Origin of the sequence: Moraxella sp. K1664 (assembly GCF_039693965.1) — a bacterium.
Classification (GTDB): Bacteria; Pseudomonadota; Gammaproteobacteria; order Pseudomonadales; family Moraxellaceae; genus Moraxella.
In genome coordinates this window covers 461,309-484,950 of sequence record NZ_CP155576.1, presented here as the reverse complement: position 1 = coordinate 484,950, position 23,642 = coordinate 461,309, and the positions used below count along the sequence as shown (strand labels likewise).

Below are 23,642 nucleotides of genomic sequence, written 5' to 3'. Positions count from 1 at the left end.
TATAAATGTGTTTTTTAAAAAGTTTTTAAATTTAAATTAGGAGAAAGAAATGCCATCAATAACATTTGATTCATTAGAAGTTCCCTTGGCTAACAGCCAAGAAAATATTTTAGATGCAATAAAGAAGTTGGAAAATGTTGGTTGTGTAACAGAATTTGATGAAATTCTAAATGGCTTTCCAATGGGTCATTGGAAAGAATATTATTTGGATGTATTAAAAAATAATGGTTACACAGGTGTGAACCGCACCCCAAAAGTTAGACACACTAACCTTTGGGGTGCTTTTTATGGCAAAATACACAACCGACTTTAAACTGTCTGTGATTGGGTATTATCTTAATCATCATGGCTACAAACAAACCGCCAAACACTTTAATCTAAACCACACAACCGTAGAGCTATGGGTTAAACTCTATCAAGCACATGGCATTGATGGCATAAAAAGACGACACACAAAGGCTGTCTATGACACAGATTTTAAGCTTAATGCCGTTCAAGCCATACAACAGGGCAAATCGCTTACACAACTTGCCATAGAGCTTAATCTGCCACAACCTTCTTTACTGTCAACTTGGTTAAAGTCCTACCAAGCCTTTGGTATAATGGGACTAATACCCAAACCCAAAGGCAAAAAAGCAATGTCAAACAAACACAACGCTAATAAAACCAAATCAACTTGGAAAACCAAACAAGACCACGAAAAAAGTGTGGATGATTTGCTTGATGAACTTGCCTATCTTAGAGCAGAGAATGACTATCTAAAAAAGCTAGATGCCTTAATTCGTCAAAAGGAACAATCAGTACAAACAAAGAACAAGTCCTGATCATCCAAGAATTAAGGCATAAGCACAAACTTGCTGACTTATTGGCAGTGTCAAACTTGCCAAGAAGTGTGTTTTATTACCACATTCGTCAAAGTACAAAGCCTGACAAAGACCTTGACTTAAAAGAACACATTAACCACATCTACCACCAACACAAGGGCAGGTATGGTTATCGTAGAATCACATCAGAGCTTAACAATCAGCTTGCCCAAAAAGGCATGGTCATTAATCATAAACGAGTGCAACGACTGATGGCTAAACTTGGACTCAAAGCATTGGTTCGTCGTCAACGTAAGTTTAATACTTACAAAGGCACAATGGGCAAAGATACCATTCAGGACAATATACTCAAAAGAGACTTTAAAGCAGACAAACCCAATCAAAAGTGGGCAACAGACATCACAGAGTTTAAAGTACAAGACAAGGCAAATGATGGCAGTGTCATTCAAAGAAAACTCTACCTATCGCCCATCATCGACTTGTTTAATGGTGAGATTGTCAGTTATACGATGAAGGACAGACCAACGTATGAGTTGGTCAAAGAGATGTTAAATGATGCCCTATCCAAGCTAAGCCAAGAAAAGATGGATGACAAACCCATCATTCATTCAGACCAAGGCTGGCACTATCAAATGCACCAGTATCAACAAACCCTAAAAGAACAAGGCTTAACCCAAAGCATGTCAAGAAAAGGCAATTGTTTGGATAATGCTGTGATAGAGAGCTTCTTTGGTACGCTAAAACAAGAGATATTTTATGAGACAACCACATTTACATCAACAGATGAACTTAAACAAGTGATTGATGAGTACATACACTACTACAATCATGATAGAATAAAGAGCAAATTAAAAGGACTAAGTCCTGTTAAGTACAGAAACTTAGTCCAATTAGGGTTAATACAACCACTTGCAACAACCTAACCTTTAATCTTATGTCTAAGATTTGGGGGTCGGTTCAGTGAAGTCCTGAGTATTGGTGGCTATGATAGTCGTTATGGTGCATATTATGGTTTGTGGAATCCGCAACGAATGGAATACTCGGAATTTCAAACTTACTTAAAAAATCAACTTCAAGTGTATTTAGATAATCAATTTGCTTAACATGGAGTAACAAAGATGTCCGCAGGTCTTACCTTCCGCCAAGCCGTCAAAGATGAAAAACCCCTACAAGTCGTTGGTACGATTAACGCCAACCATGCCCTACTTGCCAAACGAGCAGGCTTTAAAGCCATTTATCTGTCAGGCGGTGGCGTGGCGGCGGGTTCGCTTGGCTTGCCTGATTTAGGCATTAGTAACCTTGACGATGTTTTGACCGATGTTCGCCGTATTACCGATGTGTGCGATTTACCGCTATTGGTGGACGCTGACACAGGGTTTGGGGCGAGTGCCTTTAACATGGCTCGCACGACCAAATCGCTCATCAAATTTGGGGCGGCAGCCATGCACATTGAAGACCAAGTCGGTGCAAAACGCTGTGGACACCGCCCAAACAAAGCAGTCGTTAGCACCGCAGAAATGGTGGATAGGATTAAATCGGCGGTGGACGCTCGTACCGATGAGAATTTTGTCATCATGGCTCGCACCGATGCCCTTGCCGTAGAAGGCTTACAGAGTGCGATAGACCGTGCCTGTGCCTATGTGGAAGCAGGGGCGGATATGCTCTTTCCAGAGGCGATTACTGACCTTGCCATGTACAAGCAGTTTGCCGATAGTGCAGGCGTGCCAATCCTTGCTAACATTACCGAATTTGGCTCAACGCCCCTTTATACGACCGATGAACTTGCCAGCGTGGACGTGAGTTTGGCATTGTATCCGCTATCGGCATTTCGGGCGATGAATAAGGCGGCGGAGACGGTTTATACTGCCCTGCGAGCGGACGGCACGCAAAAAAATGTCGTGGATATGATGCAAACCCGTGCCGAGCTATACGAACGCATTAATTATCATGCCTTTGAAGATTATTTGGATAATGCGTTTAAAAAATAGGTTTTATTTGGTGCGTAAGGTGCGTATGACGCACCGTTAAGGTGAAATATTGCAAATTGGTAAGGTAATGAGCGATAAGCAAAATTTAGATTTCAAAAAATCCTATAAACATCTATCAAGTATGCCAACGTATTTATTGTACTTTGTTTTGCATTTATTTGGCATACTTTCAAGAATGGGATTTATAAAAATTGAAATCAAAAATAACATTGATGATTATTTATTTCTCACCATGCTTTTCTCTACTGTAATAATAGGACTAATCTTTATGATTTGCGGTAAAAAATGGATAAGAACTTATTTTTCCAAACAACAATTTTCACCAGAAAAATTGAACAAATATGAGCAAATATCCAATTATTTTCATAAAATTACTTTTGTCATTGTACTGACTTATTGGACATTACATTTGGTATTGTTCCATAAAGGTATTTTTACGATATAAATGTGTAGGAGAGAATTACATTCGCCCAAAATTCAATACTTTACACAGGGTAATGTGATTTGCCCCTTACAAAATATCCAAAAGGTATAATTAGAGAACAATACCTACATTTTTATCAATTTTTCAACACTTAATTGTAAAACGGTGTGTATTACATACCTTACCCAAACCCTAAAACTTTTAAAAAATTTAAATATCCCAATCAAGTATGAAAAGGATATTTGATAGGATAATCACTTATTAAAGTCATTATCCAAAATAGCGATAATTTAGCAATAAATTATCATTTGACCCATTAAGGACGAAAGGAAACATTGCAATGACCGAAAATGCACTACCCAAAGTGGACGGCTTTAAACCCAAAAAATCAGTTGCCCTAAGCGGACAAGTGGCAGGCAATACCGCCCTATGTACGGTCGGCAAATCAGGTAATGATTTGCATTATCGTGGTTATGATATTTTGGATTTGGCAAATAATTGCGAATACGAAGAAGTTGCCCATTTGCTCATTCATGGACATTTGCCAAACAAATTTGAGCTCATCGCCTATAAGCAAAAACTCAAAACCTTGCGTGGCTTGCCAATCCGTGTGATTGAAGTGTTAGAGAGCCTACCTGCTCACACGCACCCTATGGACGTGTTGCGTACGGGCGTATCCATGCTTGGCTGTGTACACCCAGAGCGTGAGAGTATGCCTGCCAGTGAAGCTCGTGATATTGCCGATAAGCTCATCGCCTGCTTTGGCTCTATGCTTTTGTATTGGTATCAATACAGCCACAATGGCAAACGCATTAGCGTGGAGAGCGAAGAAGACAGCATTGGCGGTCATTTCTTGCACCTGTTGCACGGCAAACGCCCCACGGCGTATCATGTCAAGGCAATGCACATTTCGCTGATTTTGTACGCCGAGCATGAGTTTAATGCGTCCACGTTTACCAGTCGTGTGATTGCAGGGACAGGGTCGGATATGTATTCGTGCATTAGCGGAGCTATCGGAGCGTTAAAAGGCCCAAAACATGGCGGAGCCAACGAAGTGACGTATGACATTCAAAAACGCTATCGCAACGCTGACGATGCCGAGACGGACATTCGTGAACGTATCGCCAAAAAAGAGATTATCATCGGTTTTGGACACCCTGTTTATACCATTAGCGACCCACGCAATGTCGTCATCAAGCAAGTCGCCAAAGACCTATCCGAAGAAACAGGCGATATGCGACTGTTTGACATTGCCGAGCGGTTGGAGACCTTAATGTGGAACGAGAAAAAAATGTTCCCAAATCTGGATTGGTTCTCTGCCGTGTCCTACCAAAAAATGGGCGTGCCAACGGCGATGTTTACCCCACTCTTTGTCATCGCACGCACGGCAGGCTGGTCGGCTCATATCCTAGAACAGCGTGCGGACGGTAAGATTATCCGCCCAAGTGCCAATTATACAGGCCCTGAGGATTTGGCATTTGTGCCGATGAATGAGCGGTAATTAAATAAAACAAGGGCATATTTTTAATTGGGAAAATGTGCCTTTGTTTTTAAAATTTGGAATATTAATGTTAAATTTAGAAATTTGTGATAATGGAAATCATAAAGTCGTTTATTATCGCAATGCCGATGATGTGGCAATTAGGGTTACAATTTTGGATTTGAATAATAACATTATTCAAGATTTAATTTCTGAATATGATAAGACTGGCAGAAATATTTGTGATGTGCTATTTGGTAAAGACCCAACCAAAATTATTGCTTATCGTGAATATCATTTTCGTGATAATGAAAAACACGACAGTGGTTGGACAGATTATAAAAAAGTGAATGGCGAATTTGTCAAACTACATTCACAAAGTGGTGGTTGGATTATTAAAGACGAATTGTCTCGCTGTGATTGGTTTTATCCAAATGGCGAATTGGCGTTTTATGAATTATTTAAATTTGATAATGATATTGGTGGAATGTGCAAGGAATATTCTTATTTTCCAAATGGAGAAAGAATTGTTGAATTTTGTGATGAACCAAGATTAGAACATTTTGATGATTATTATTTGGATTTTATTTAACAATCTAGACAACCTTAGGAGTAATAGACATAATGCAACAAATACAAAATGATATAAATCTTTTAATTGCAAAGAAAAAAGCATTAATGCTGAATGACCCTATAATCTATGAAATTTGGTATGAAATGATAAAAATTCTCACTAAAAACAAAGAGTTAACTTTTGCTTATTTGAAGATGATTTCACAAGAAGAAGTTTATTGGATATCCGAGATATTTGAAGACCTATCAGAAGAGTTTCAAGATGAAAGTTTTATATCGCTACTCAATGAATTACAAGATAAATATCCTAGCATTGACTTATCTATGGATATTTTGTATTCAAAAAAGGCTATAAAATAGATTTAATTCAGAACGGTGCGTAATACACACCTTACGCTTACGATTATAATGCTTTTTTTAATCAATATTTCTTTAAAAATAGGACAGTCATAATGTCAAATCAAGGTTTTCCTGCTGGTAATTTGGTACATACCGATAAAGGATTAGTGCCAATTCAAGAGATTAAAGTGGGTGATATGGTGTTATCTCGTCCTGAATTGGGCGATAAAGACACTCCAACGGAATATAAGTGTGTTTTAAAAACTGTTTGTTTAAGGGAAAACGCAATTACACAAATTTCCTATATTGCCGAAACAGAGCCTTTAATAATCAAATCAATCTATTTAACAGACAATCATTTGGTATGGGTTCAATCCGATAATAAATGGACTTCAACCATTGATTTACAAATAGGTTCAAAACTTAGCTTTAAATCCCAAGACATAAATGCGTATTTGATTGGAGCTGTTGAAGTTTTTGAAGTAGCTACTAAAACAAGAGATGTAGTTGGTTTGGTTCACAATAAAGACTTTAATGATGAATGGGATCAAGGTATTGTAATAAGTTCATCAGAAGGTTTAAAAACATTCTATATTAGTGATCTTAATGGAGAAAGCCTAGAAGAGACTTATAACGGAGAATATATTTATGTTGATGATTTTCCAAAAATTTCTTGTAGTAATCAAAATCCATTTAATAACTTGCTTTCACATACTTACAATAAATTCAAAGCTTCTATATATAATTTAGAAGTAGAAGACTATCATACTTATTTTGTTGGTAAAGACGGTATTTGGGTTCATAACGCCAATTTTATCAAGGCATAACCCTTACCCAAAACCCAAAATAGCGTTTATTATTTAATTTTTCACAGCCAAAGAAAAGGAAACTTAGCAATGAAAAACTACCGTAAACCCTTAGCCAATACCGAGCTACATTATTATGATGTAGAACAAGCGATTAACGACATTCGCCCCAATGCTTATGAACGCTTGCCCTACACCGCCAAAGTGCTTGCCGAACAGCTCGTGCGAAACTGCCACGATGCCCCACAATTGGGCGATTATTTGGGGCAACTTATTGATAACAAACAAGAGCTGGATTTTCCGTGGTATCCTGCCCGTGTGGTGTGCCATGATATTTTGGGGCAGACGGCATTGGTGGATTTGGCAGGACTTCGTGATGCCATTGCCGAGCAAGGGGGCGACCCGTCCAAAGTCAATCCTGTGGTACAAACTCAGCTTATCGTGGACCATTCGCTGGCGGTGGAGCATGGGGGCGATGACCCTGATGCTTTCGCCAAAAACCGTGCGATAGAAGACAGACGTAATGACGACCGTTTTCACTTTATAGAATGGACAAAAACCGCCTTCAAAAACGTGGACGTTATCCCTGCTGGCAACGGCATTATGCACCAAATCAACCTTGAAAAAATGTCGCCTGTGGTGCAAGCACGAGACGGCATAGCGTTCCCTGATACTTGCGTTGGGACGGATAGCCACACACCGCACACGGACGCATTGGGCGTGATTTCGGTGGGCGTGGGCGGTCTTGAAGCCGAATGCGTGATGCTCGGCTTGCCGTCCATGATGCGAACACCTGACATCGTGGGCGTGCATTTGACAGGCAAAAGACAGGCAGGGATTAGTGCGACTGATATTGTGCTTGCCTTGACTGAGTTTTTGCGAGCTGAGAGAGTGGTGGGGGCGTATTTGGAGTTTTTTGGGGAAGGGGCGAGCAGTCTGTCGGTGGGCGATAGAGCGACCATTGCCAACATGACTCCAGAATATGGGGCGACCGCAGGGCTGTTTTATATTGACCAAAACACGCTGGATTATCTGACCTTGACAGGACGTGAGAGCGAGCAGGTCAAATTGGTGGAAAATTATGCCAAAACCGTTGGGCTATGGGCGGACGATTTGGCAGGGGCGGAGTATGGGCGAGTGCTGACGTTTGATTTGTCAAGCGTAACTCGCAATATCGCAGGCCCAAGTAATCCACACGCCAAAGTGGCAACGAGCGAGCTAAAACAAAAAGGCATCGCAGGGACGGTAGAAGAGCGTGATGACGGTCTGATGCCTGACGGTGCGGTGATTATCGCCGCCATTACAAGCTGTACCAATACTTCTAACCCAAGAAATACCGTTGCCGCAGGGCTTTTGGCGAAAAAGGCAAATGAATTAGGCTTAACTCGTAAACCGTGGGTGAAGTCGTCCTTTGCCCCCGGTTCTAAGGTTGCCGAAATTTATCTAAATGAAGCAGGGTTACTCCCTGAGCTTGAAAAGTTGGGCTTTGGTATTGTTGGCTTTGCCTGTACGACTTGTAATGGCATGAGTGGGGCGTTGCGACCAGAGATTCAGCAAGAAATCATAGACCGAGACCTATACGCCACAGCCATTCTATCAGGCAACCGTAACTTTGACGGACGCATTCACCCTTATGCCAAGCAAGCCTTTTTGGCAAGTCCGCCGTTGGTTGTGGCGTATGCCATTGCAGGGACGATACGTTTTGACATTGAAAATGACGTGCTGGGCTATCATGACGGCAAGCCTGTGTACCTAAAAGACATCTACCCAAGCGATGATGAGATTGATGAGATTGTCGCCAACTGCGTAAAACCTGAGCAGTTTCGGCAGGTGTATATCCCCATGTTTGATTTGGATAAGTCAAAACAGGCAACCAGTCCGCTCTATGACTGGCGACCCATGTCCACCTATATCCGCCGTCCGCCCTACTGGGAAGGGGCGTTAGCAGGGGAGCGGACGCTGACAGGCTTGCGACCTTTGGCGATATTGCCTGATAATATCACGACCGACCATTTGTCGCCGTCCAATGCCATTGTCAAAAATTCGGCGGCAGGCGAGTACCTTGCCAAAATGGGCGTGCCAGAAGAAGATTTTAACAGCTATGCCACGCACAGGGGCGACCATTTGACCGCACAACGGGCGACTTTGGCAAATCCCAAACTCTTTAATGAAATGGTGCGAAACGAAGACGGCACGGTGCGTCAAGGCTCTTGGGCTCGCATTGAACCAGACGGTACGGTTGTGCGAATGTGGGAAGCAATTGAGACCTATATGGAGCGGGGTCAGCCTTTAATCATTATTGCAGGGGCGGACTATGGGCAAGGGTCAAGCCGAGACTGGGCGGCAAAAGGCGTGCGACTGGCTGGCGTGGAAGTGATTGTCGCAGAAGGTTTTGAACGCATTCATCGCACCAATCTGATTGGTATGGGTGTGCTACCGCTACAATTTAAAGACGGTATTAATCGCCATACGCTCGCCCTTGACGGTACAGAAATCTATTCGGTGCAAGGAGAAATCTCGGCTCGCTCGGAATTAAGTCTAATCATAGAACGCAAAAATGGCAAGGTAGAAAGCGTGCCTGTTTTATGTCGCCTTGATAGCGATAGTGATGTGAGAACTTATAAGGCGGGGGGGGGGGTGTTACAGCAATTTGCGGGGGAATTTTTGGACAACTAAAAATTTGTAAATCGCATAAGGACAAGGCAATTTTGTGGTAGAATTGTCCTTGTCTTTAAAATATAGGAAACTGAAATGAGAGTTGATGATTTTTCACAAGAAGGCTATTTTTGGCTAAAAGACGAGCAAAATAAAAAGTTTTCTGGAACTGTAACAGTCAAAAATGGGGGAAATTCTACGCTAAAAATTCAAGTAGATGATTATGCTAATTTAAAAGAATTCCAAGATAAGTTTTGGCAACAAAAAGAAAATATTATTATTTATGGGGATTGTAATAATAAATTTTCAGTATTTCTTGACTGCTTTATTCAAACAGTTGGAAATAATTTTGTATTATTTCAAATAGGAAAATCTATTTTTGACACTTTGCCTAATTATGATTTTTCAAAACCTAAATTTATTAAATTTTCATTTGATAATATATATACTTGGGTAAAAAATAACTTTAAGGTAATTGAAAATGAAATTTCCTATGAAAATAAAAAAGTTTTTTTAGAATTTCCTATAAGAAATGATGTTGTATTATTTTCAAATCAAGATTTTGAAATATCTGTAAATTTTCTCTACCAAACCAAACATAATGAACAAATAAATGACTATACTTCATCAATTATAGAAAAACCATATATACAAATTAGTATTTTAAATGATAATTGCTCTAATTTTTAATTCTTATTTGAGAAAATTTATAAATTTATTGGTTTTATTTTAATAGATGCAGGAAAAATTTCGTCTTTAACAAATGTACAGGTCGGTTATGTGGAAAATTATTTTTCTCCTATTTATTATACATCATCTCCTTTTATAAGTGAGTTAAAAGATGTCTCAAAATCTGATTTCTGCTTTGGTTTGGATAGCATTATTAAACTTAAAGAAAACAATATTGACATTATTAAAACTTGGTTTGATAATTTTGACCATTTATCAAATAGCTTGAATTTATATATTAATAAAAAATCGGCAAAAAATGTGCATATTGATACACATTTTGTATGGCTAACACAGGCTTTGGAAGGATTTCATAAGTTAGCTATTGATAATAAAAAAATAATCTTAAAAGAAAGATTAGAAAAACTTTTTGAAGTAACTGATATTCTTGAAATGAAATTATTTGATATTGCAAAAATTAAAAGTCTTGTTCCAAATATAGTGAAACTTAGAAACCACTTCATTCACTCAAACAATGAATTTCAAATGGGTCAAAAATTAGCTTACAATATTTTGGCTTTCAACTATCTGTTGGAACTTATATATCTTTTAAATTTGCTAAAATTTTTAGGTTTAAATGACAATCATTTACAAGGACTATTAACTGTACACATCAAAGGTTATCATTTGCAAAATACAAAAAACCATACAGCCAAATTTATCAATGATTATTTTGCAATGGAAAATCAAAATCCCCAAAACGGTGCGTAATACGCACCTTACGCCCCACACCAAAAGGAATAAGGAACTTAAAATGCAAACCCCAACCCCCGCCACTTATATGCGTGGTGGCACATCAAAAGGCATATTTTTTAATTTGGCGGATTTGCCAAAGCCTTGCCAAGTGGCAGGGCAGGCACGAGACGCATTTTTACTCCGTGTCGTGGGCAGTCCTGACCCCTATGGCAAGCAGATTGACGGTATGGGCAATGGTTCATCAAGCACGTCCAAAGTCGTGATTTTGTCGCCATGTACGGACGGCACGCACGATGTCAATTATCTGTTTGGGCAGGTGGCGATTGATAAAGCGATGATTGATTGGTCAGGCAACTGTGGTAATTTGACAGGGGCGGTGGGGGCGTTTGCCATTACCAATGGCTTGGTACAGGCGGATAAAATCCCTGATAACGGCATTTGCACGGTCAAGATTTATCAGCAAAACATTGGCAAAACCATTATCGCCCACATTCCTATCAAGGACGGACAAGTCCAAGAAACAGGCGATTTTGAGCTTGACGGCGTAACCTTCCCCGCCAGTGAAGTTAAGATAGAATTTATTGACCCTGTGGACGATGACGGCGAGATGTTCCCTACAGGCAATTTAAAGGACAGACTTAGCGTGCCTGATGTGGGCGAATTTGACGTTACCTTTATTAACGCTGGCATTCCCACGATATTTTTAAGAGCGTCTGATTTGGGTTTTACAGGTACGGAATTGCAAAAAGACATTAATTCCAATGGCGAGATTTTAGCCAAATTAGAAAAAATCCGAGCCTATGGAGCGGTACAAATGGGTTTAATCAGCCACATTGATGAAGCCCAAACACGCCAGCACACCCCAAAAATCGCTTGGGTTGCACCCCCTGCCGACTATGTTTCATCAAGTGGCAAAACCGTCAAGGCGGACGACATTCATCTACTGGTGCGAGCGATGAGCATGGGGCAGTTGCACCACGCCATGATGGGAACAGCGTCTGTGGCAATCGGCACGGCAGGCACAATCGTTGGCACGCTTGTTAATGACGTGGCAGGCGGTCAAGAGCTAAATGAGGTGTGCTTTGGACACCCATCAGGCACGCTCACGGTGGGCGGTCAGTCCGAGTGTGTAAATGGTAAATGGCTCGCTCGTAAGGTATCCATGAGCCGTTCGGCACGGCGGTTGATGGTGGGGCAGGTGTTTGTGCCTGAGGATAGTTTTTAAGCCAACATCACCAATAAAGTAAGTCTTAGGATTCAAAAACCATGAAAATCTCAAATGTTATTATAATTACTGGTCTGTTGGCATTGTCACTTGTCGCAAATCTGGTGTGGGCAGATGTGCCCGATGTGGTAAATAGTCCCAATGTCAACAACTGCGATAAAAGAGATGAGTTGGTTGATACTGTGTTAAAAGGGCATTATGAGTACGTGAGCTGTTTTTCAGAAGGATTGGCTAGGGTTAGTGTATATGATGACACATCTCCTAATCTGAGCCGATTTGGATTTATTGACAAGACAGGCAGGCTTGTTGTTCCCTTGAAATATGATTATGCCCGTCAATTTAGTGAGGGGGTTGCCAATGTCAGTTTGGGCGATGACAGTTACTTTATTGACAAAATAGATAGGGTTGTTATTGATGTGTCGGAGTATGACATGGTTTGGGATTTTCATGGTGGGCTAGTGAGGATCTCAAAAAATCACCCAAGCGGACATCCGTTTAAGGGCATGCAAGGTTGTTTGGATAAGTCGGGTAAGGTTGTTATTGATGTAGCTTATCTAGAATTGGGGTGTTTTGCTGATAGTAATGAAGAGGTAGCACTAAAATATGTGAACGATGATGTCAAGGTGGGCGTCATCAATCGGCAAAATCAGACGGTAATTGACTTTGATTATGCCATGTTATCGCCCATTGATGAGCAGGGACTGTATGTGGCTATCAAGGATTGCTCACCTTTTTTGGCAGGGTTTGTGAGTGATGAACTGTTAGGGTATTGCCGCTATGGCGTGATAGATGGGCGTGGTGGTGTGGTTGTGGATTTTAATTATCAAGGGTTGGTATTTGATGATGGGGTTTTGATTGCCAAAAAAGACGATAAATTTGGCAAGATTACCTTAGGTGGCGATGTCATTACGCCGTTGGTGTACGATGATGTTGGTGATTTGCCCGACTGACGGGTTGATAGTTAGCCACCAAATAAGGTGGTTTTTCATTTTTAAACAGAATAAAATTTGATATAATAGACGGTTTATATTTTAAGAAAAACACACCGTGATTTTACGCACTTACATGATACGCCAAGTTGCCACAACAACCGCCCTTGTTTTGGGGTTTTTGGTGGTCATGCTCTTGGGTGGTCGCCTGATACGTTATTTTGGTATGGCTGCCGAAGGGGGGCTTGATGTTGGGGTGCTGTGGACGCTCATCGGCTATAACTTACCTTATTTTTTGGAATTGATTTTTCCTTTGTCCTTTTTTATCGGGCTTATGCTGGTGTTTGGGCGACTGTATGCCGACCATGAGATGGCGGTACTAAACGCAGGTGGGATAAGTCGTGGGGCGGTGTCAAGGCGGATTTTGCCGTTGGTGGTGGTGGTGTTTGTCATGCAGGGTTTTATCACGCTCATCGGTAAGCCGTGGGGCGTGGCAAAGGCGACCAACATTTGGCAAGAGCAGTCGGTGGTGGAGATTTTTGATTTGATTCGCACCAAAGAGTTCATCAGTAGTGGCGACTATCATCTGTATGTGGGCGAAGTGGGCGATGAGCGTGAGTTTTTAAAAGACGTCATCGTCATTCAGATGAATGATGGTAAGCAGGCAGATAACCCAAGCACACCAACCACGCAGAGAGCCATAGAGCAGGGCGACCCGCTACACGCTGATAACCTAGACACGAGCAAAATCCCAAGCGAGCTACTATCCGACAAAGACACCATTATCCTAGCCAAATCCGCAACCCAAGTGCCGACCGCTACGCATGATGGCTCGGTGGTGCTTGATTTGCACGAAGGGCGACGTTATGAAGTGGATACCGCCAGTCGTCAGTACAGCCAAGTGGGCTTTGGGCGGTATCGCATTCATCTGACGGGCAAAAGCGAGAGCCAAGGACGCCCGATGAAGATAGAAGGCATTGCCACAAGCGAGCTTTTGGGCGTGCGTGGGGTGCAAGGCGAGATAACCCTAAAAAATACGTTTAGCCCACAGCAGGTGCGTGCTGAGCTCGGTTATCGTCTGTCGTTGCCTTTTTTGATGATTATCGCTGTGCTACTTGCCACACCGCTTGCGACCGTGCGACCCCGTCAAGGCAGATGGCTCAAACTCATCCCTGCGATGTTTATTTTCGTGGCGAACGTGCTGATTTTGATTTCTCTAAAAGAGAGTATTGCCAAAGGCAAGATTGGCGTGTACATCTATCCTGTGGCATTGGTGCTGTTCATCGCCTTTGCCTTGTATCTAAATTATCATGACCGTGTCATGGCACAGCTTCGCCGAAATCGTATCAGTCGCCAAGGTCATCAGCAGTCAGGGCAGGGGGTGTCATGAAAGCATGGATTTTACCCCGTTATGTCATCCGCTCGGCACTGTTTGCCATGATGGGAGCGGTGGTGGGCTTGTGGCTATTGCAAATCATCTTTGCCTATCTGTCCGAGCTTGAAAACTTATCCGAGACTTATACGTATCTTGACGCGTTACGCTTTATTTTATACCGTTCGCCTTATTTTTTGGTGCAGTTTATCCCCACGGGGGCATTACTGGGGGCGGTGATAGGGCTTGGACTGCTGGCGGGCAACAGCGAGCTTGTGGTCATGCGAGCGTCTGGGGTGAGCGTGTACCGCATTATCGGGTATGCGATGTTGCCAGCGTTTTTATTTGTGGTCATCTCATTGGCGGTCAATCAATTTATCCTGCCCACAACCAACCAAAAAGCGTCGCAGATAGCCACGCATACCGCCACGACCGATAAGCTCTTTACGGTCAATGGCTACTGGGCAGTGAATGACACCGAGCAAGGGCAAGAGATTGTCTATATCAGTTATGCTGACTCGGACGGCAAACTGGGGGCAACCAAACGTTACTATCTGGATAAAGGGGCGAATCTGACGGGGGCGACCCGTGCAGGCAGTGGCGCGTTCCACGAGCAGGCAGGCGATGATTATCAGTGGCAACTGACTGACGTGGCACAGCTGACCGTAGGCGATACGGGTGTCTCTCGCAGTTTTGACACGCACAAGACCTTATCACTGCCCCTTGCTCCGAGTGATGTTCATCTTTTGACCAAAGAAGCCGAAGATTTGTCCTTGACCGACCTATACGCTCATCATCAGCTCATGAGTCATCAAGGCAAACGCTCGTTACGCCACGAAGTCGCCTTTTGGCAAAAGCTCTTATCCCCCTTTACTGTGCTGTCATTGGTGCTGGTGGCGTCGTCCTTTGTGTTTGGGTCGTTGCGTTCGCAAGGGCTTGGCTTGCGGATTGTCATGGCGTTATTGACAGGGCTGTTATTTAGCTATTTGACCGATTTGACAGGGTTTGTGGCATTGGCGACAGGGCTTTCCCCGTTTTTTATGGCGTTATTGCCGATTATTATTAGTGCTGGCGTGGGGATTTATCTACTGCAAAGACGGCAATAAAAATGGGCGGGAGATTGCCCATTTTTATGGTTATTTTTAAATTAAAAATCAAATTTGCCATTTAGTGTATGGCAAATCATTACAAGCTCAATAATATAAGGGTGTAGGGGCGTGCTGAGCACGCCTTGTAAAATTGTCAAAGGCTGTCCAAAGTAAGCCTTTCAAAGCGTATGGCGAATATTAAGCCCGTTAGGGTCATGATATGATTAATCACGCCTTATTTTGATGAGCGAGTAATCTTATTATCACGAAATACCAAACCGCTATTAGGAAAATCAAGTTCGGTTAAGCGTTTTAATTCACCAAAGGCACGGTTATTTTTATCTATCATCAGCCCATTTTCTTTGGTCTGATAAATGGACACCACATCTGCCGAGACGAATTTGCCGTCAGTTTGCATGGTGACATTGACAATGGGGGCAATACCGTTTAGTCCACGCACATTAAACACCCCATAAGTATTAAAATTCCCCAAACTGTACGCGATAAAGCGGTCTTTATAAACTTCTACCGCCCGAGTTACGTGGGGGCCATGCCCGATGACGATGTCCGCCCCCACATCAATGAGACTGTGCGAGAATTTATAGACATCGCCACGATTTTCATTTAGATACATCTCGGTGGTTTTGGGAACACGCACATGATTTGCCCCTTCGGCACCGCCATGAAACGAGACGATGACGATGTCCACTTTTTTATCCAGCTCTTTGACATAGCGTTTGGCGGTCTCTAAGTCATTGATAGAGAGCGTACCGATGTTTGGGGCAAAGGCGACCATGCCGTATTTTACGCCATTTTTGGTGAATGTGGTCGTGGGCTTGGACAGCAGTCCAGCATAGTAGATACCGACATCAGCGAGCGTGTTTTTGGTACTGGTGCGTCCGACATCGCCAAAGTCGCCTGTGTGGTTATTGGCAAGGCTTAACACATTAAACCCTGCGTCCTTGATGATTTTGGCGTAGCGGGTTGGCATACGAAAGGCATAGCAGGTCATGGGTTTGGGCTGACCTGTCTCGGGGTCTATGGCAGGCGTGTTAGGGCATTTGGTGGAGTTGCCTTCGTCTAGTAGTACCCCTTCTAAGTTGCCAAAGACCACATCGCCTTTTAGGTGGGGTTTGACGTATTTAAAGCTATCACGTCCGTCATTGGGTGGTAAAAAGCCCACATTGGGAAAGGACGACCCGATCATGATATCGCCCACCGCCACGATGTTGATAAGTCCGTCTTTGTTTGGGGTGGCGGTGTCATCGCCATGACCAAATAACAAATCACCATCGCTGATGATTATCTCATCACTGACGATGGTGCTACTGCCTTGATTGGGATTGTATTCAAAATCATCAACTTTGTGGGCGACATAGCTCACCACGTCATTTTTATAAGTTGTGGCGGTGTAAGTCACCGTATCGCCAAAGTCAGCGATTTTTTGTGAAAAGTGCGTTTGGGTCTCGGCACTGCATGATTGGCATAAGATACCCAGTGTCATAAAACACAGCAATGATAATCTTGTCATAAAAATTCTCCTTAATTTGTAAAATACCATATCACCCAAAACACACCACGCCCAATACCACGCCTTTTTCTGCCCCTGTTACGGCAGGCAGGTTGCCTGTTTGCATGAGCATATTTTGGCGAGCCAGCCACGCAAAGGCAACCGCTTCCACCCAAGTGGGACTGATACCCACCGTGTCGGTGCTATGTATGATAAAGTTCGGCAGATGATAACCAAGCCGTGCCAGTAGATGAGTGTTATACGCACCGCCACCGCAGATGTAGAGCGTGTTGTGGGTTTTGGAAAATTTGGCAATCTCACGGCTTGCCGATAGGGCGGTAAACTCGCACAAAGTCGCTTGCACGTCCACAGGCGTGATGTCAAAATCTGCCAACATCTCATCAAGCCACGCCATATTAAAGGCTTCTCGCCCTGTGGATTTGGGGGCGGATTGTGCCAAAAAGGGGTGAGTCATGAGCTTGTCAAGCAAGGCAAAATCCACCGCCCCTGATTTTGCCCAGTCGCCATGTTTGTCATAGCCGACCCCCTGATGACGGCATATCCAGCCGTCCATAAGCAGGTTCGCCACGCCTGTGTCATAGCCTGTTACGTCATCGCCCAGTACGGTGATATTGGCAATCCCGCCCAAATTTAAAATCACGGTTTGACTGTCATCGGCTGTCTCATCTTGTCCAAAAATGGCTTGATGAAAGGCGGGGACTAAGGGAGCTCCTTGACCGCCCACCGCCATGTCTCGTCTACGAAAGTCTGACACCACCGCAATGCCTGTGCGTTCAGCTAGGATATTGGGGTCAAGCAGTTGCAGGCTAAACCGCCACTCGGGACGATGTCGCACCGTCTGCCCATGACAGCCAATGGCGGTGATGTCATCGCTTGTCAGCTCGGTTTTGGCAAGCAGTTCATTGACAATCTCACTGGCAAATTCACCATACAGATGGCTTGCCAAACCCCAAAAATCAAGCTCGCTAAATCGGTCAAATTCACCCATATCAAGGTGTGATATGCCATTTGGCGTACACAGTGCCAATAAAATCGCCCGCAATTTGTTACAAAAGGGCTTACTATGAGTGGCAATAATTTTGGGCGTATCACCGTCAAAGTCGCACAGCACAGCATCTAGGGCATCAAGACTTGTTCCGCTCATCATGCCAATATAGTAGCGGTCTGCCAAATCCACGTCAAAGGCGGTATTACAGATCATGTTTATCCTTAGGTTGAACTGATTATTTGGTTAACATGGGTTGTAAAATATCCATCATACCAAACTTTAAAGTATGTGATTGGGTTTTAAAATGTAACAAAATATGTCAAAAACGATAAAATTCATTGAATAGACGCTAAAAAAGCAATGATGTTATCAAATTTTTAACAATTCTTTACTATTATAATGTATTATTCTAAATGAGCTGATGATATATTAATGCAATCAACTTAGGACACCTAACATCTAAGGTGATTTTATTAGACACTTTTCATTTTCCAAGGAGAAATCATGAAATTTTTAAAGGCTCTTGTTCCTGCCCTAGCATTGGTTGCTACTGTTTCGCACGCAAGTGATATCTTAGACCACAAACAAGCCGTCAGAGATACCACAAAAGTGCGTCAAGTAAATTATACCTGTGCCACAGGTGGTAGATTGACAGTCAAATATGGCTTTAATGAGCAAAGCCAACCAACTTATGCTGAGGCAGTTGTTGGTGGCAAAAATCGCTTCATGCCCATCAATCTTGCCCGTTCAGACGTGTCAGGTACTTTCTTTGGTCAAGAAGACAGCTACACACTCGGTGTGGATGCTCTAACGCTTGGTAATTACCACAGAGTAGGTTTGGCAAGCATTCAAGACCCTGCCAGCGAGATCATGCACAAAGATTGCCGAGTGGTTAGCATTAACAAAATCAAAGGTTAATACGCCATACTCAAAAAATAGTCCCAATTGGGACTATTTTTTTGTAAAATAAATATTCAAAGTGTTTTAATCAAAATTAGTTTGTTATAATAGCACAATTTTTTATAAAAAGGTGTCTCATGTCAAATTTCTTATCTCCTGCCGAACAACTTGAACTTCTAAAACGTGGTGTGGTTGAGATTTATTCCGAAGAAGATTTATTAAAAAAACTCGCCAAAGGTCGCCCCTTGCGTATCAAACTTGGCATGGACCCTACCGCTCCTGATTTGCATTTTGGACATACGGTTGTGTTAAATAAATTGCGTCATTTTCAGGATTTGGGACATGAAGTATTGTTTTTGATTGGCGACTATACTGCTCGCATTGGCGACCCGTCTGGCAAAAACGCCACCCGCCCACCGCTATCCGAAGAGCAAGTCAAAGCAAATGCCGAAACCTACGCCAAGCAAGTCTTTAAAATCCTAGACAAAGACAAAACGACCATTATGTTTAACTCGGACTGGTTTGGCAAAATGAGTGCAGGGGATATGATCCAGCTCGCCAGTCAGCTTACCGTGTCTCGTATGCTTGAACGTGATGATTTTTCAAAACGCTACAATAGCCAAACCCCAATCGCCATTCATGAATTTTTATACCCCCTTGTGCAAGGCTATGACAGCATTGCCATGGAAGCTGATGTGGAGATTGGCGGTACTGACCAGACCTTTAACGTGCTTATGGGGCGTACCCTGCAAGGTCGCTACGGCAAAGAGCCACAGGTGTGCCTGACCATGCCCCTTTTGGAAGGCTTGGACGGTGTACAAAAAATGTCCAAATCGCTTGGTAACTACATTGGCATTGACGAACCTGCGGGCGTGATGTACCAAAAAATCCTATCCATGCCCGACACGCTCATCGCTCGCTATTTTGAGCTTTTGAGCTTTAAGCCGATGAGTGAAGTGAATGCTTTGCTTGATGAAATGGCGAACGGACGCAACCCCCAAGAATTAAAGAAAATCCTAGCCCATGAGCTGATTGAGCGTTTTCATGACAAAGAGTCTGCCGACAACGCCCACCGCTCGGCAGGCAACCGCTTGGCGGACGGGGAGTTGCCCATTGATTTGCCCGAAGTGTCGCTGTCTCTTGACGGTGCGGACAAGCTCTTTATCACCCAAGTGCTCAATCAAGCCAGCCTTGCCAAGAACTCCGCCCAAGCCAAAGATATGCTCTCTCGTGGGGCGGTCAAAGTGGACGGACAAGTCGTGGACGCAAGTTTTGCCCTAAGTGTGGGGCAGACGGTGGTGATACAAGCAGGGAAAAAGGCGTATGCTAGGGTGAGTGTGAATTAAAAACCCTTAAAAGAGATGTTGCATATCGATAGGGGTGAGTCATATTCGCCCTTATCTAAAATTTGATAAATTTATCCATATCAAAATATTATATATTTAGATTGGTAAACATAAATAAGGACTGTTATGAAACGTGCGTATGTATTTAAAGATGAAAAATCCCATAAATTTTGGGTAATTGATTATGATGATGTTAGCGAAGACCTTTCGGTTAATTTTGGAAAGGTTGGCACAGCAGGTAAGTATCAAATCAAAGAATTTGATGACAATCAAGAATGCCAAAAACAAGCCCAAAAACTCATTGATAGTAAAATTAAAAAAGGTTATGTATTAGATAAGGATTTTGACTTTATCAATCATCTTTATTTTGATGATATTGAATATGGTTTAAATCAAAAAACAAGCCACCCCAATTTTACCGCTCATTTTAAAGATGAGATATATTTATCTTGCTATGGTGAAGAATCTCCTTTTGGCAATGACGCAGGGGCGGATACTTTTGCTGATTTAGAAGAGTATATTAGAAAGCATGGTGATAAAAATATTTTAGAATTTCCCTACAAAGTCATGATGAGTTGGGGTTATCAATATTATATTCCGCCTACTCATGAAAATACCCAAGAAACCGCATTAAAAGAATTGCTAGACAATGACAGCGATTTTATTACACAACTTGACCAAGTTATTATCGCAACGGCATTTGGTCAAATTAAGATTATGGGAAAAATCAATCCAGAGTTAAAAGAATTGGCATTATTAGCCTTAGAGCGAATCAAGAAATCATTTGTGATATTAGGTTATGACGAAAGCAAGATAACACAAATGCTATACCGTGATTTAGAAAATTTTAAGTAATTTATATGACAAAAATAGACCATGCAATAAAAACAGGCATCTACCGCCATTACAAAGGCAACCTTTACCAAGTCCTACACACCGCCCGCCATTCCGAGACCGAAGAGACGCTTGTCGTCTATCGTGCCTTATATGGCGATTATGGGGTCTGGGTACGCCCGTTGGCTATGTTTTGTGAAAGCGTAACGATTGACGGCAAGACCTTGCCACGGTTTGAGCTTATTAAGGAATTACCATGAATTTTGAAATCATTGACCTTGTTGTCGGTACAGGCAAAGCGTGCGAGCGTGGGGCGTTAATCACGGCTCATTACACAGGCACGCTCACAGACGGTAGTGAGTTTGACTCATCGCACAGCCGTGGGCAAGCCTTTGAGACTGTCATTGGGACAGGACGTGTGATTAAGGGCTGGGATTTGGGCGTATTGGGGAGCCAGATTGGTGAAAAACTGCTTGCCAAATGGGGTATGAGCGTGGATTTGCCAGCGTGCGAGCCGATGAGAGTTGGCGGAAAAAGACGGCTTATTGTCCCTGCTTTTTTGGGCTATGGCGAGCGTGCGGTGGGTAAGATTCCGCCCAATTCTGATTTGGTGTTTGAGATTGAGTTGATTGATGTCAAGACAAGGGATTAAATATTTATAAAAATCAATATCTTATAAATATTTTTAAAAAATTACTACAAAAAGACTTTACAACCCAAAACTATCCTGTATAATACGCACCACTCAAGCAGACAAGCTAATAAAAAACTTGTTTACTTTCAATAACTTAAAGTTAATAAAAAGATGTCAAAACAACATCATAAAAAACTTTAAAAATTTTGAAAAAAAATGCTTGACATTAAATTTAAACAGCGTATAATACGCACTCATTCGCTGGACGACAGACGAATCACTATTTAAAAACATACTAAGAACAACTTGTGTGGATTTTTGCTAATACAAGATAATACAAAAATTATCATTTATCAAGCAAAAATACTCAAAGTTAATTCATTTACACGATGAGCTGATATTTTTAAAATATCAAATATTGCTAGTAAGTACATAACGTACACGATAAATGAGCCAAAAACAAAAAGCCCTAACTTCTAATTAAAATGTTTATCATCTTAATAAGTTAATAGGCAAAAAACAGATTAAACTGAAGAGTTTGATCATGGCTCAGATTGAACGCTGGCGGCAGGCTTAACACATGCAAGTCGAACGATGAAGTCTAGCTTGCTAGACGGATTAGTGGCGAACGGGTGAGTAATGCTTAGGAATCTGCCTATTAGTGGGGGATAACGTAGGGAAACTTACGCTAATACCGCATACGTCTTACGAGAGAAAGGGGGCTTTTAGCTCTCGCTAATAGATGAGCCTAAGTCGGATTAGCTAGTTGGTGGGGTAAAGGCCTACCAAGGCGACGATCTGTAGCTGGTCTGAGAGGATGATCAGCCACACTGGGACTGAGACACGGCCCAGACTCCTACGGGAGGCAGCAGTGGGGAATATTGGACAATGGGCGAAAGCCTGATCCAGCCATGCCGCGTGTGTGAAGAAGGCCTTTTGGTTGTAAAGCACTTTAAGTGGGGAGGAAAAGCTTGTGGTTAATACCCACAAGCCCTGACGTTACCCACAGAATAAGCACCGGCTAACTCTGTGCCAGCAGCCGCGGTAATACAGAGGGTGCAAGCGTTAATCGGAATTACTGGGCGTAAAGCGAGCGTAGGTGGTCATTTAAGTCAGATGTGAAAGCCCCGGGCTTAACCTGGGAACTGCATCTGATACTGGGTGACTAGAGTAGGTGAGAGGGAAGTAGAATTCCAGGTGTAGCGGTGAAATGCGTAGAGATCTGGAGGAATACCGATGGCGAAGGCAGCTTCCTGGCATCATACTGACACTGAGGTTCGAAAGCGTGGGTAGCAAACAGGATTAGATACCCTGGTAGTCCACGCCGTAAACGATGTCTACCAGTCGTTGGGTCTCTTGAAGACTTAGTGACGCAGTTAACGCAATAAGTAGACCGCCTGGGGAGTACGGCCGCAAGGTTAAAACTCAAATGAATTGACGGGGCACAAGCGGTGGAGCATGTGGTTTAATTCGATGCAACGCGAAGAACCTTACCTGGTCTTGACATAGTAGGAATCTTGCAGAGATGCGAGAGTGCCTTCGGGAATCTACATACAGGTGCTGCATGGCTGTCGTCAGCTCGTGTCGTGAGATGTTGGGTTAAGTCCCGCAACGAGCGCAACCCTTTTCCTTAGTTACCAGCACTTCGGGTGGGAACTCTAAGGATACTGCCAGTGACAAACTGGAGGAAGGCGGGGACGACGTCAAGTCATCATGGCCCTTACGACCAGGGCTACACACGTGCTACAATGGTTGGTACAAAGGGTTGCTACACAGCGATGTGATGCTAATCTCAAAAAGCCAATCGTAGTCCGGATTGGAGTCTGCAACTCGACTCCATGAAGTCGGAATCGCTAGTAATCGCAGATCAGAATGCTGCGGTGAATACGTTCCCGGGCCTTGTACACACCGCCCGTCACACCATGGGAGTTGATCTCACCAGAAGTGGTTAGCCTAACGCAAGAGGGCGATCACCACGGTGGGGTCGATGACTGGGGTGAAGTCGTAACAAGGTAGCCGTAGGGGAACCTGCGGCTGGATCACCTCCTTAACGAGATTATCTGATTGGCAAGAATTCACAACAAGTTGTTCTTAGTAAAGTAAGTTAAATTGGGTCTATAGCTCAGTTGGTTAGAGCACCGCCTTGATAAGGCGGGGGTCATAAGTTCAAGTCTTATTAGACCCACCATTTATGGGGTTATAGCTCAGTTGGTAGAGCGCCTGCCTTGCACGCAGGAGGTCAGGAGTTCGACTCTCCTTAACTCCACCACTTACAATAAAT

General features: G+C 42.9%; 23 protein-coding genes, 2 tRNA genes and 1 rRNA gene. 24 read left to right on the top strand and 2 right to left on the bottom strand.

Annotated features, from left to right (window positions below; translation table 11 throughout):
* Positions 1-49 precede the first annotated feature (49 nt).
* The 16 genes from AAHK14_RS02595 (at position 50) to lptG (ending at position 15,146) form a co-directional block, all read left to right on the top strand.
* Positions 50-313, top strand: a complete 264-nt coding sequence (locus tag AAHK14_RS02595; protein ID WP_346818223.1) for a hypothetical protein — start codon at positions 50-52, stop codon at positions 311-313.
* Positions 288-824, top strand: a complete 537-nt coding sequence (locus AAHK14_RS02590; RefSeq protein ID WP_065256690.1) for a helix-turn-helix domain-containing protein — start codon at positions 288-290, stop codon at positions 822-824. Before AAHK14_RS02595 ends, AAHK14_RS02590 begins: the two co-directional genes overlap by 26 nt.
* Positions 797-1,747: an IS3 family transposase gene (locus AAHK14_RS02585; RefSeq protein WP_115246899.1), complete on the top strand. Its 951-nt coding sequence runs from the start codon at positions 797-799 to the stop codon at positions 1,745-1,747. Before AAHK14_RS02590 ends, AAHK14_RS02585 begins: the two co-directional genes overlap by 28 nt.
* Before the next feature lie 195 nt (positions 1,748-1,942).
* Complete coding sequence (gene prpB, locus AAHK14_RS02580) at positions 1,943-2,812, top strand: methylisocitrate lyase (protein WP_065255018.1); 870 nt, start codon at positions 1,943-1,945, stop codon at positions 2,810-2,812.
* Between the two features lie 67 nt (positions 2,813-2,879).
* A complete protein-coding gene (locus AAHK14_RS02575) occupies positions 2,880-3,257 on the top strand; it encodes a hypothetical protein (protein WP_065255017.1) in 378 nt (125 codons plus the stop codon).
* Positions 3,258-3,576: 319 nt separating this feature from the next.
* Complete coding sequence (gene prpC, locus AAHK14_RS02570) at positions 3,577-4,737, top strand: 2-methylcitrate synthase (RefSeq protein ID WP_065255016.1); 1,161 nt, start codon at positions 3,577-3,579, stop codon at positions 4,735-4,737.
* 67 nt (positions 4,738-4,804) lie between these two features.
* On the top strand, positions 4,805-5,308 hold the full coding sequence (locus AAHK14_RS02565) for a hypothetical protein (RefSeq protein ID WP_065255015.1): 504 nt from the start codon (positions 4,805-4,807) through the stop codon (positions 5,306-5,308).
* 32 nt (positions 5,309-5,340) lie between these two features.
* On the top strand, positions 5,341-5,649 hold the full coding sequence (locus AAHK14_RS02560) for a hypothetical protein (RefSeq protein WP_083108255.1): 309 nt from the start codon (positions 5,341-5,343) through the stop codon (positions 5,647-5,649).
* A gap of 92 nt (positions 5,650-5,741) precedes the next feature.
* Positions 5,742-6,455, top strand: a complete 714-nt coding sequence (locus AAHK14_RS02555) for a polymorphic toxin-type HINT domain-containing protein (protein WP_065255013.1) — start codon at positions 5,742-5,744, stop codon at positions 6,453-6,455.
* 69 nt (positions 6,456-6,524) lie between these two features.
* A complete protein-coding gene (acnD, locus tag AAHK14_RS02550; protein WP_194092714.1) occupies positions 6,525-9,110 on the top strand; it encodes a Fe/S-dependent 2-methylisocitrate dehydratase AcnD in 2,586 nt (861 codons plus the stop codon).
* A gap of 75 nt (positions 9,111-9,185) precedes the next feature.
* Complete coding sequence (locus AAHK14_RS02545) at positions 9,186-9,779, top strand: hypothetical protein (RefSeq protein ID WP_194092715.1); 594 nt, start codon at positions 9,186-9,188, stop codon at positions 9,777-9,779.
* Between the two features lie 90 nt (positions 9,780-9,869).
* The gene (locus AAHK14_RS02540) at positions 9,870-10,529 is read left to right on the top strand and encodes a HEPN domain-containing protein (protein ID WP_194092716.1); all 660 of its coding nucleotides are present in this window, start codon (positions 9,870-9,872) and stop codon (positions 10,527-10,529) included.
* 43 nt (positions 10,530-10,572) lie between these two features.
* On the top strand, positions 10,573-11,739 hold the full coding sequence (prpF, locus tag AAHK14_RS02535) for a 2-methylaconitate cis-trans isomerase PrpF (protein WP_065255010.1): 1,167 nt from the start codon (positions 10,573-10,575) through the stop codon (positions 11,737-11,739).
* Positions 11,740-11,780: 41 nt separating this feature from the next.
* Positions 11,781-12,689, top strand: a complete 909-nt coding sequence (locus AAHK14_RS02530; RefSeq protein ID WP_065255009.1) for a WG repeat-containing protein — start codon at positions 11,781-11,783, stop codon at positions 12,687-12,689.
* Between the two features lie 97 nt (positions 12,690-12,786).
* Positions 12,787-14,058, top strand: coding sequence for an LPS export ABC transporter permease LptF (gene lptF / locus AAHK14_RS02525; RefSeq protein WP_346818222.1), 1,272 nt, complete (start codon positions 12,787-12,789; stop codon positions 14,056-14,058).
* Positions 14,055-15,146, top strand: coding sequence for an LPS export ABC transporter permease LptG (gene lptG, locus AAHK14_RS02520; RefSeq protein WP_062499210.1), 1,092 nt, complete (start codon positions 14,055-14,057; stop codon positions 15,144-15,146). The genes lptF and lptG overlap by 4 nt, the downstream gene beginning before the upstream one ends.
* Before the next feature lie 217 nt (positions 15,147-15,363).
* Here lptG and AAHK14_RS02515 read toward each other — a convergent pair whose 3' ends face one another.
* Together AAHK14_RS02515 and AAHK14_RS02510 are read right to left on the bottom strand one after the other, a co-directional pair.
* The gene (locus AAHK14_RS02515; protein WP_065255007.1) at positions 15,364-16,659 is read right to left on the bottom strand and encodes a CapA family protein; all 1,296 of its coding nucleotides are present in this window, start codon (positions 16,657-16,659) and stop codon (positions 15,364-15,366) included.
* Between the two features lie 31 nt (positions 16,660-16,690).
* A complete protein-coding gene (locus AAHK14_RS02510; protein WP_065255006.1) occupies positions 16,691-17,860 on the bottom strand; it encodes an anhydro-N-acetylmuramic acid kinase in 1,170 nt (389 codons plus the stop codon).
* A 291-nt stretch (positions 17,861-18,151) separates the two neighbouring features.
* Between AAHK14_RS02510 and AAHK14_RS02505 the strand changes: the two genes are divergently transcribed.
* The 8 genes from AAHK14_RS02505 to AAHK14_RS02470 all read left to right on the top strand — a co-directional run bounded on the left by AAHK14_RS02505 (position 18,152) and on the right by AAHK14_RS02470 (position 23,630).
* Positions 18,152-18,565, top strand: coding sequence for a hypothetical protein (locus AAHK14_RS02505; protein ID WP_065255005.1), 414 nt, complete (start codon positions 18,152-18,154; stop codon positions 18,563-18,565).
* Between the two features lie 119 nt (positions 18,566-18,684).
* Positions 18,685-19,893: a tyrosine--tRNA ligase gene (gene tyrS, locus AAHK14_RS02500; protein WP_065255004.1), complete on the top strand. Its 1,209-nt coding sequence runs from the start codon at positions 18,685-18,687 to the stop codon at positions 19,891-19,893.
* Between the two features lie 126 nt (positions 19,894-20,019).
* Positions 20,020-20,748 (top strand): WGR domain-containing protein, encoded by a 729-nt coding sequence (locus AAHK14_RS02495; RefSeq protein WP_065255003.1) that lies wholly within the window; start codon positions 20,020-20,022, stop codon positions 20,746-20,748.
* 5 nt (positions 20,749-20,753) lie between these two features.
* Positions 20,754-20,987 carry a DUF1653 domain-containing protein gene (locus tag AAHK14_RS02490; protein ID WP_065255002.1) on the top strand — a complete coding sequence of 78 codons (234 nt, stop codon included), beginning with the start codon at positions 20,754-20,756 and terminating at the stop codon, positions 20,985-20,987.
* A complete protein-coding gene (locus tag AAHK14_RS02485; protein ID WP_065255001.1) occupies positions 20,978-21,379 on the top strand; it encodes an FKBP-type peptidyl-prolyl cis-trans isomerase in 402 nt (133 codons plus the stop codon). Before AAHK14_RS02490 ends, AAHK14_RS02485 begins: the two co-directional genes overlap by 10 nt.
* Before the next feature lie 508 nt (positions 21,380-21,887).
* Positions 21,888-23,411, top strand: a 16S ribosomal RNA gene (locus tag AAHK14_RS02480).
* 61 nt (positions 23,412-23,472) lie between these two features.
* Positions 23,473-23,549, top strand: a tRNA-Ile gene (locus AAHK14_RS02475).
* 5 nt (positions 23,550-23,554) lie between these two features.
* Positions 23,555-23,630: transfer RNA gene (locus tag AAHK14_RS02470), tRNA-Ala, on the top strand.
* Positions 23,631-23,642: the final 12 nt, after the last annotated feature.

Excerpts from the sequence above, each read along its gene's own strand:
- AAHK14_RS02565 (WP_065255015.1), top strand. The coding sequence starts at position 4,805 with ATGTTAAATTTAGAAATTTGTGATAATGGAAATCATAAAGTCGTTTAT.
- prpB (WP_065255018.1), top strand. The coding sequence starts at position 1,943 with ATGTCCGCAGGTCTTACCTTCCGCCAAGCCGTCAAAGATGAAAAACCC.
- prpC (WP_065255016.1), top strand. The coding sequence starts at position 3,577 with ATGACCGAAAATGCACTACCCAAAGTGGACGGCTTTAAACCCAAAAAA.
- AAHK14_RS02495 (WP_065255003.1), top strand. The coding sequence starts at position 20,020 with ATGAAACGTGCGTATGTATTTAAAGATGAAAAATCCCATAAATTTTGG.
- AAHK14_RS02510 (WP_065255006.1), bottom strand. The coding sequence starts at position 17,860 with ATGATCTGTAATACCGCCTTTGACGTGGATTTGGCAGACCGCTACTAT.
- AAHK14_RS02490 (WP_065255002.1), top strand. The coding sequence starts at position 20,754 with ATGACAAAAATAGACCATGCAATAAAAACAGGCATCTACCGCCATTAC.
- acnD (WP_194092714.1), top strand. The coding sequence starts at position 6,525 with ATGAAAAACTACCGTAAACCCTTAGCCAATACCGAGCTACATTATTAT.
- AAHK14_RS02515 (WP_065255007.1), bottom strand. The coding sequence starts at position 16,659 with ATGACAAGATTATCATTGCTGTGTTTTATGACACTGGGTATCTTATGC.
- lptG (WP_062499210.1), top strand. The coding sequence starts at position 14,055 with ATGAAAGCATGGATTTTACCCCGTTATGTCATCCGCTCGGCACTGTTT.
- AAHK14_RS02545 (WP_194092715.1), top strand. The coding sequence starts at position 9,186 with ATGAGAGTTGATGATTTTTCACAAGAAGGCTATTTTTGGCTAAAAGAC.
- AAHK14_RS02560 (WP_083108255.1), top strand. The coding sequence starts at position 5,341 with ATGCAACAAATACAAAATGATATAAATCTTTTAATTGCAAAGAAAAAA.
- prpF (WP_065255010.1), top strand. The coding sequence starts at position 10,573 with ATGCAAACCCCAACCCCCGCCACTTATATGCGTGGTGGCACATCAAAA.
- AAHK14_RS02575 (WP_065255017.1), top strand. The coding sequence starts at position 2,880 with ATGAGCGATAAGCAAAATTTAGATTTCAAAAAATCCTATAAACATCTA.
- AAHK14_RS02595 (WP_346818223.1), top strand. The coding sequence starts at position 50 with ATGCCATCAATAACATTTGATTCATTAGAAGTTCCCTTGGCTAACAGC.
- AAHK14_RS02530 (WP_065255009.1), top strand. The coding sequence starts at position 11,781 with ATGAAAATCTCAAATGTTATTATAATTACTGGTCTGTTGGCATTGTCA.
- tyrS (WP_065255004.1), top strand. The coding sequence starts at position 18,685 with ATGTCAAATTTCTTATCTCCTGCCGAACAACTTGAACTTCTAAAACGT.
- AAHK14_RS02555 (WP_065255013.1), top strand. The coding sequence starts at position 5,742 with ATGTCAAATCAAGGTTTTCCTGCTGGTAATTTGGTACATACCGATAAA.
- AAHK14_RS02590 (WP_065256690.1), top strand. The coding sequence starts at position 288 with ATGGCAAAATACACAACCGACTTTAAACTGTCTGTGATTGGGTATTAT.
- AAHK14_RS02505 (WP_065255005.1), top strand. The coding sequence starts at position 18,152 with ATGAAATTTTTAAAGGCTCTTGTTCCTGCCCTAGCATTGGTTGCTACT.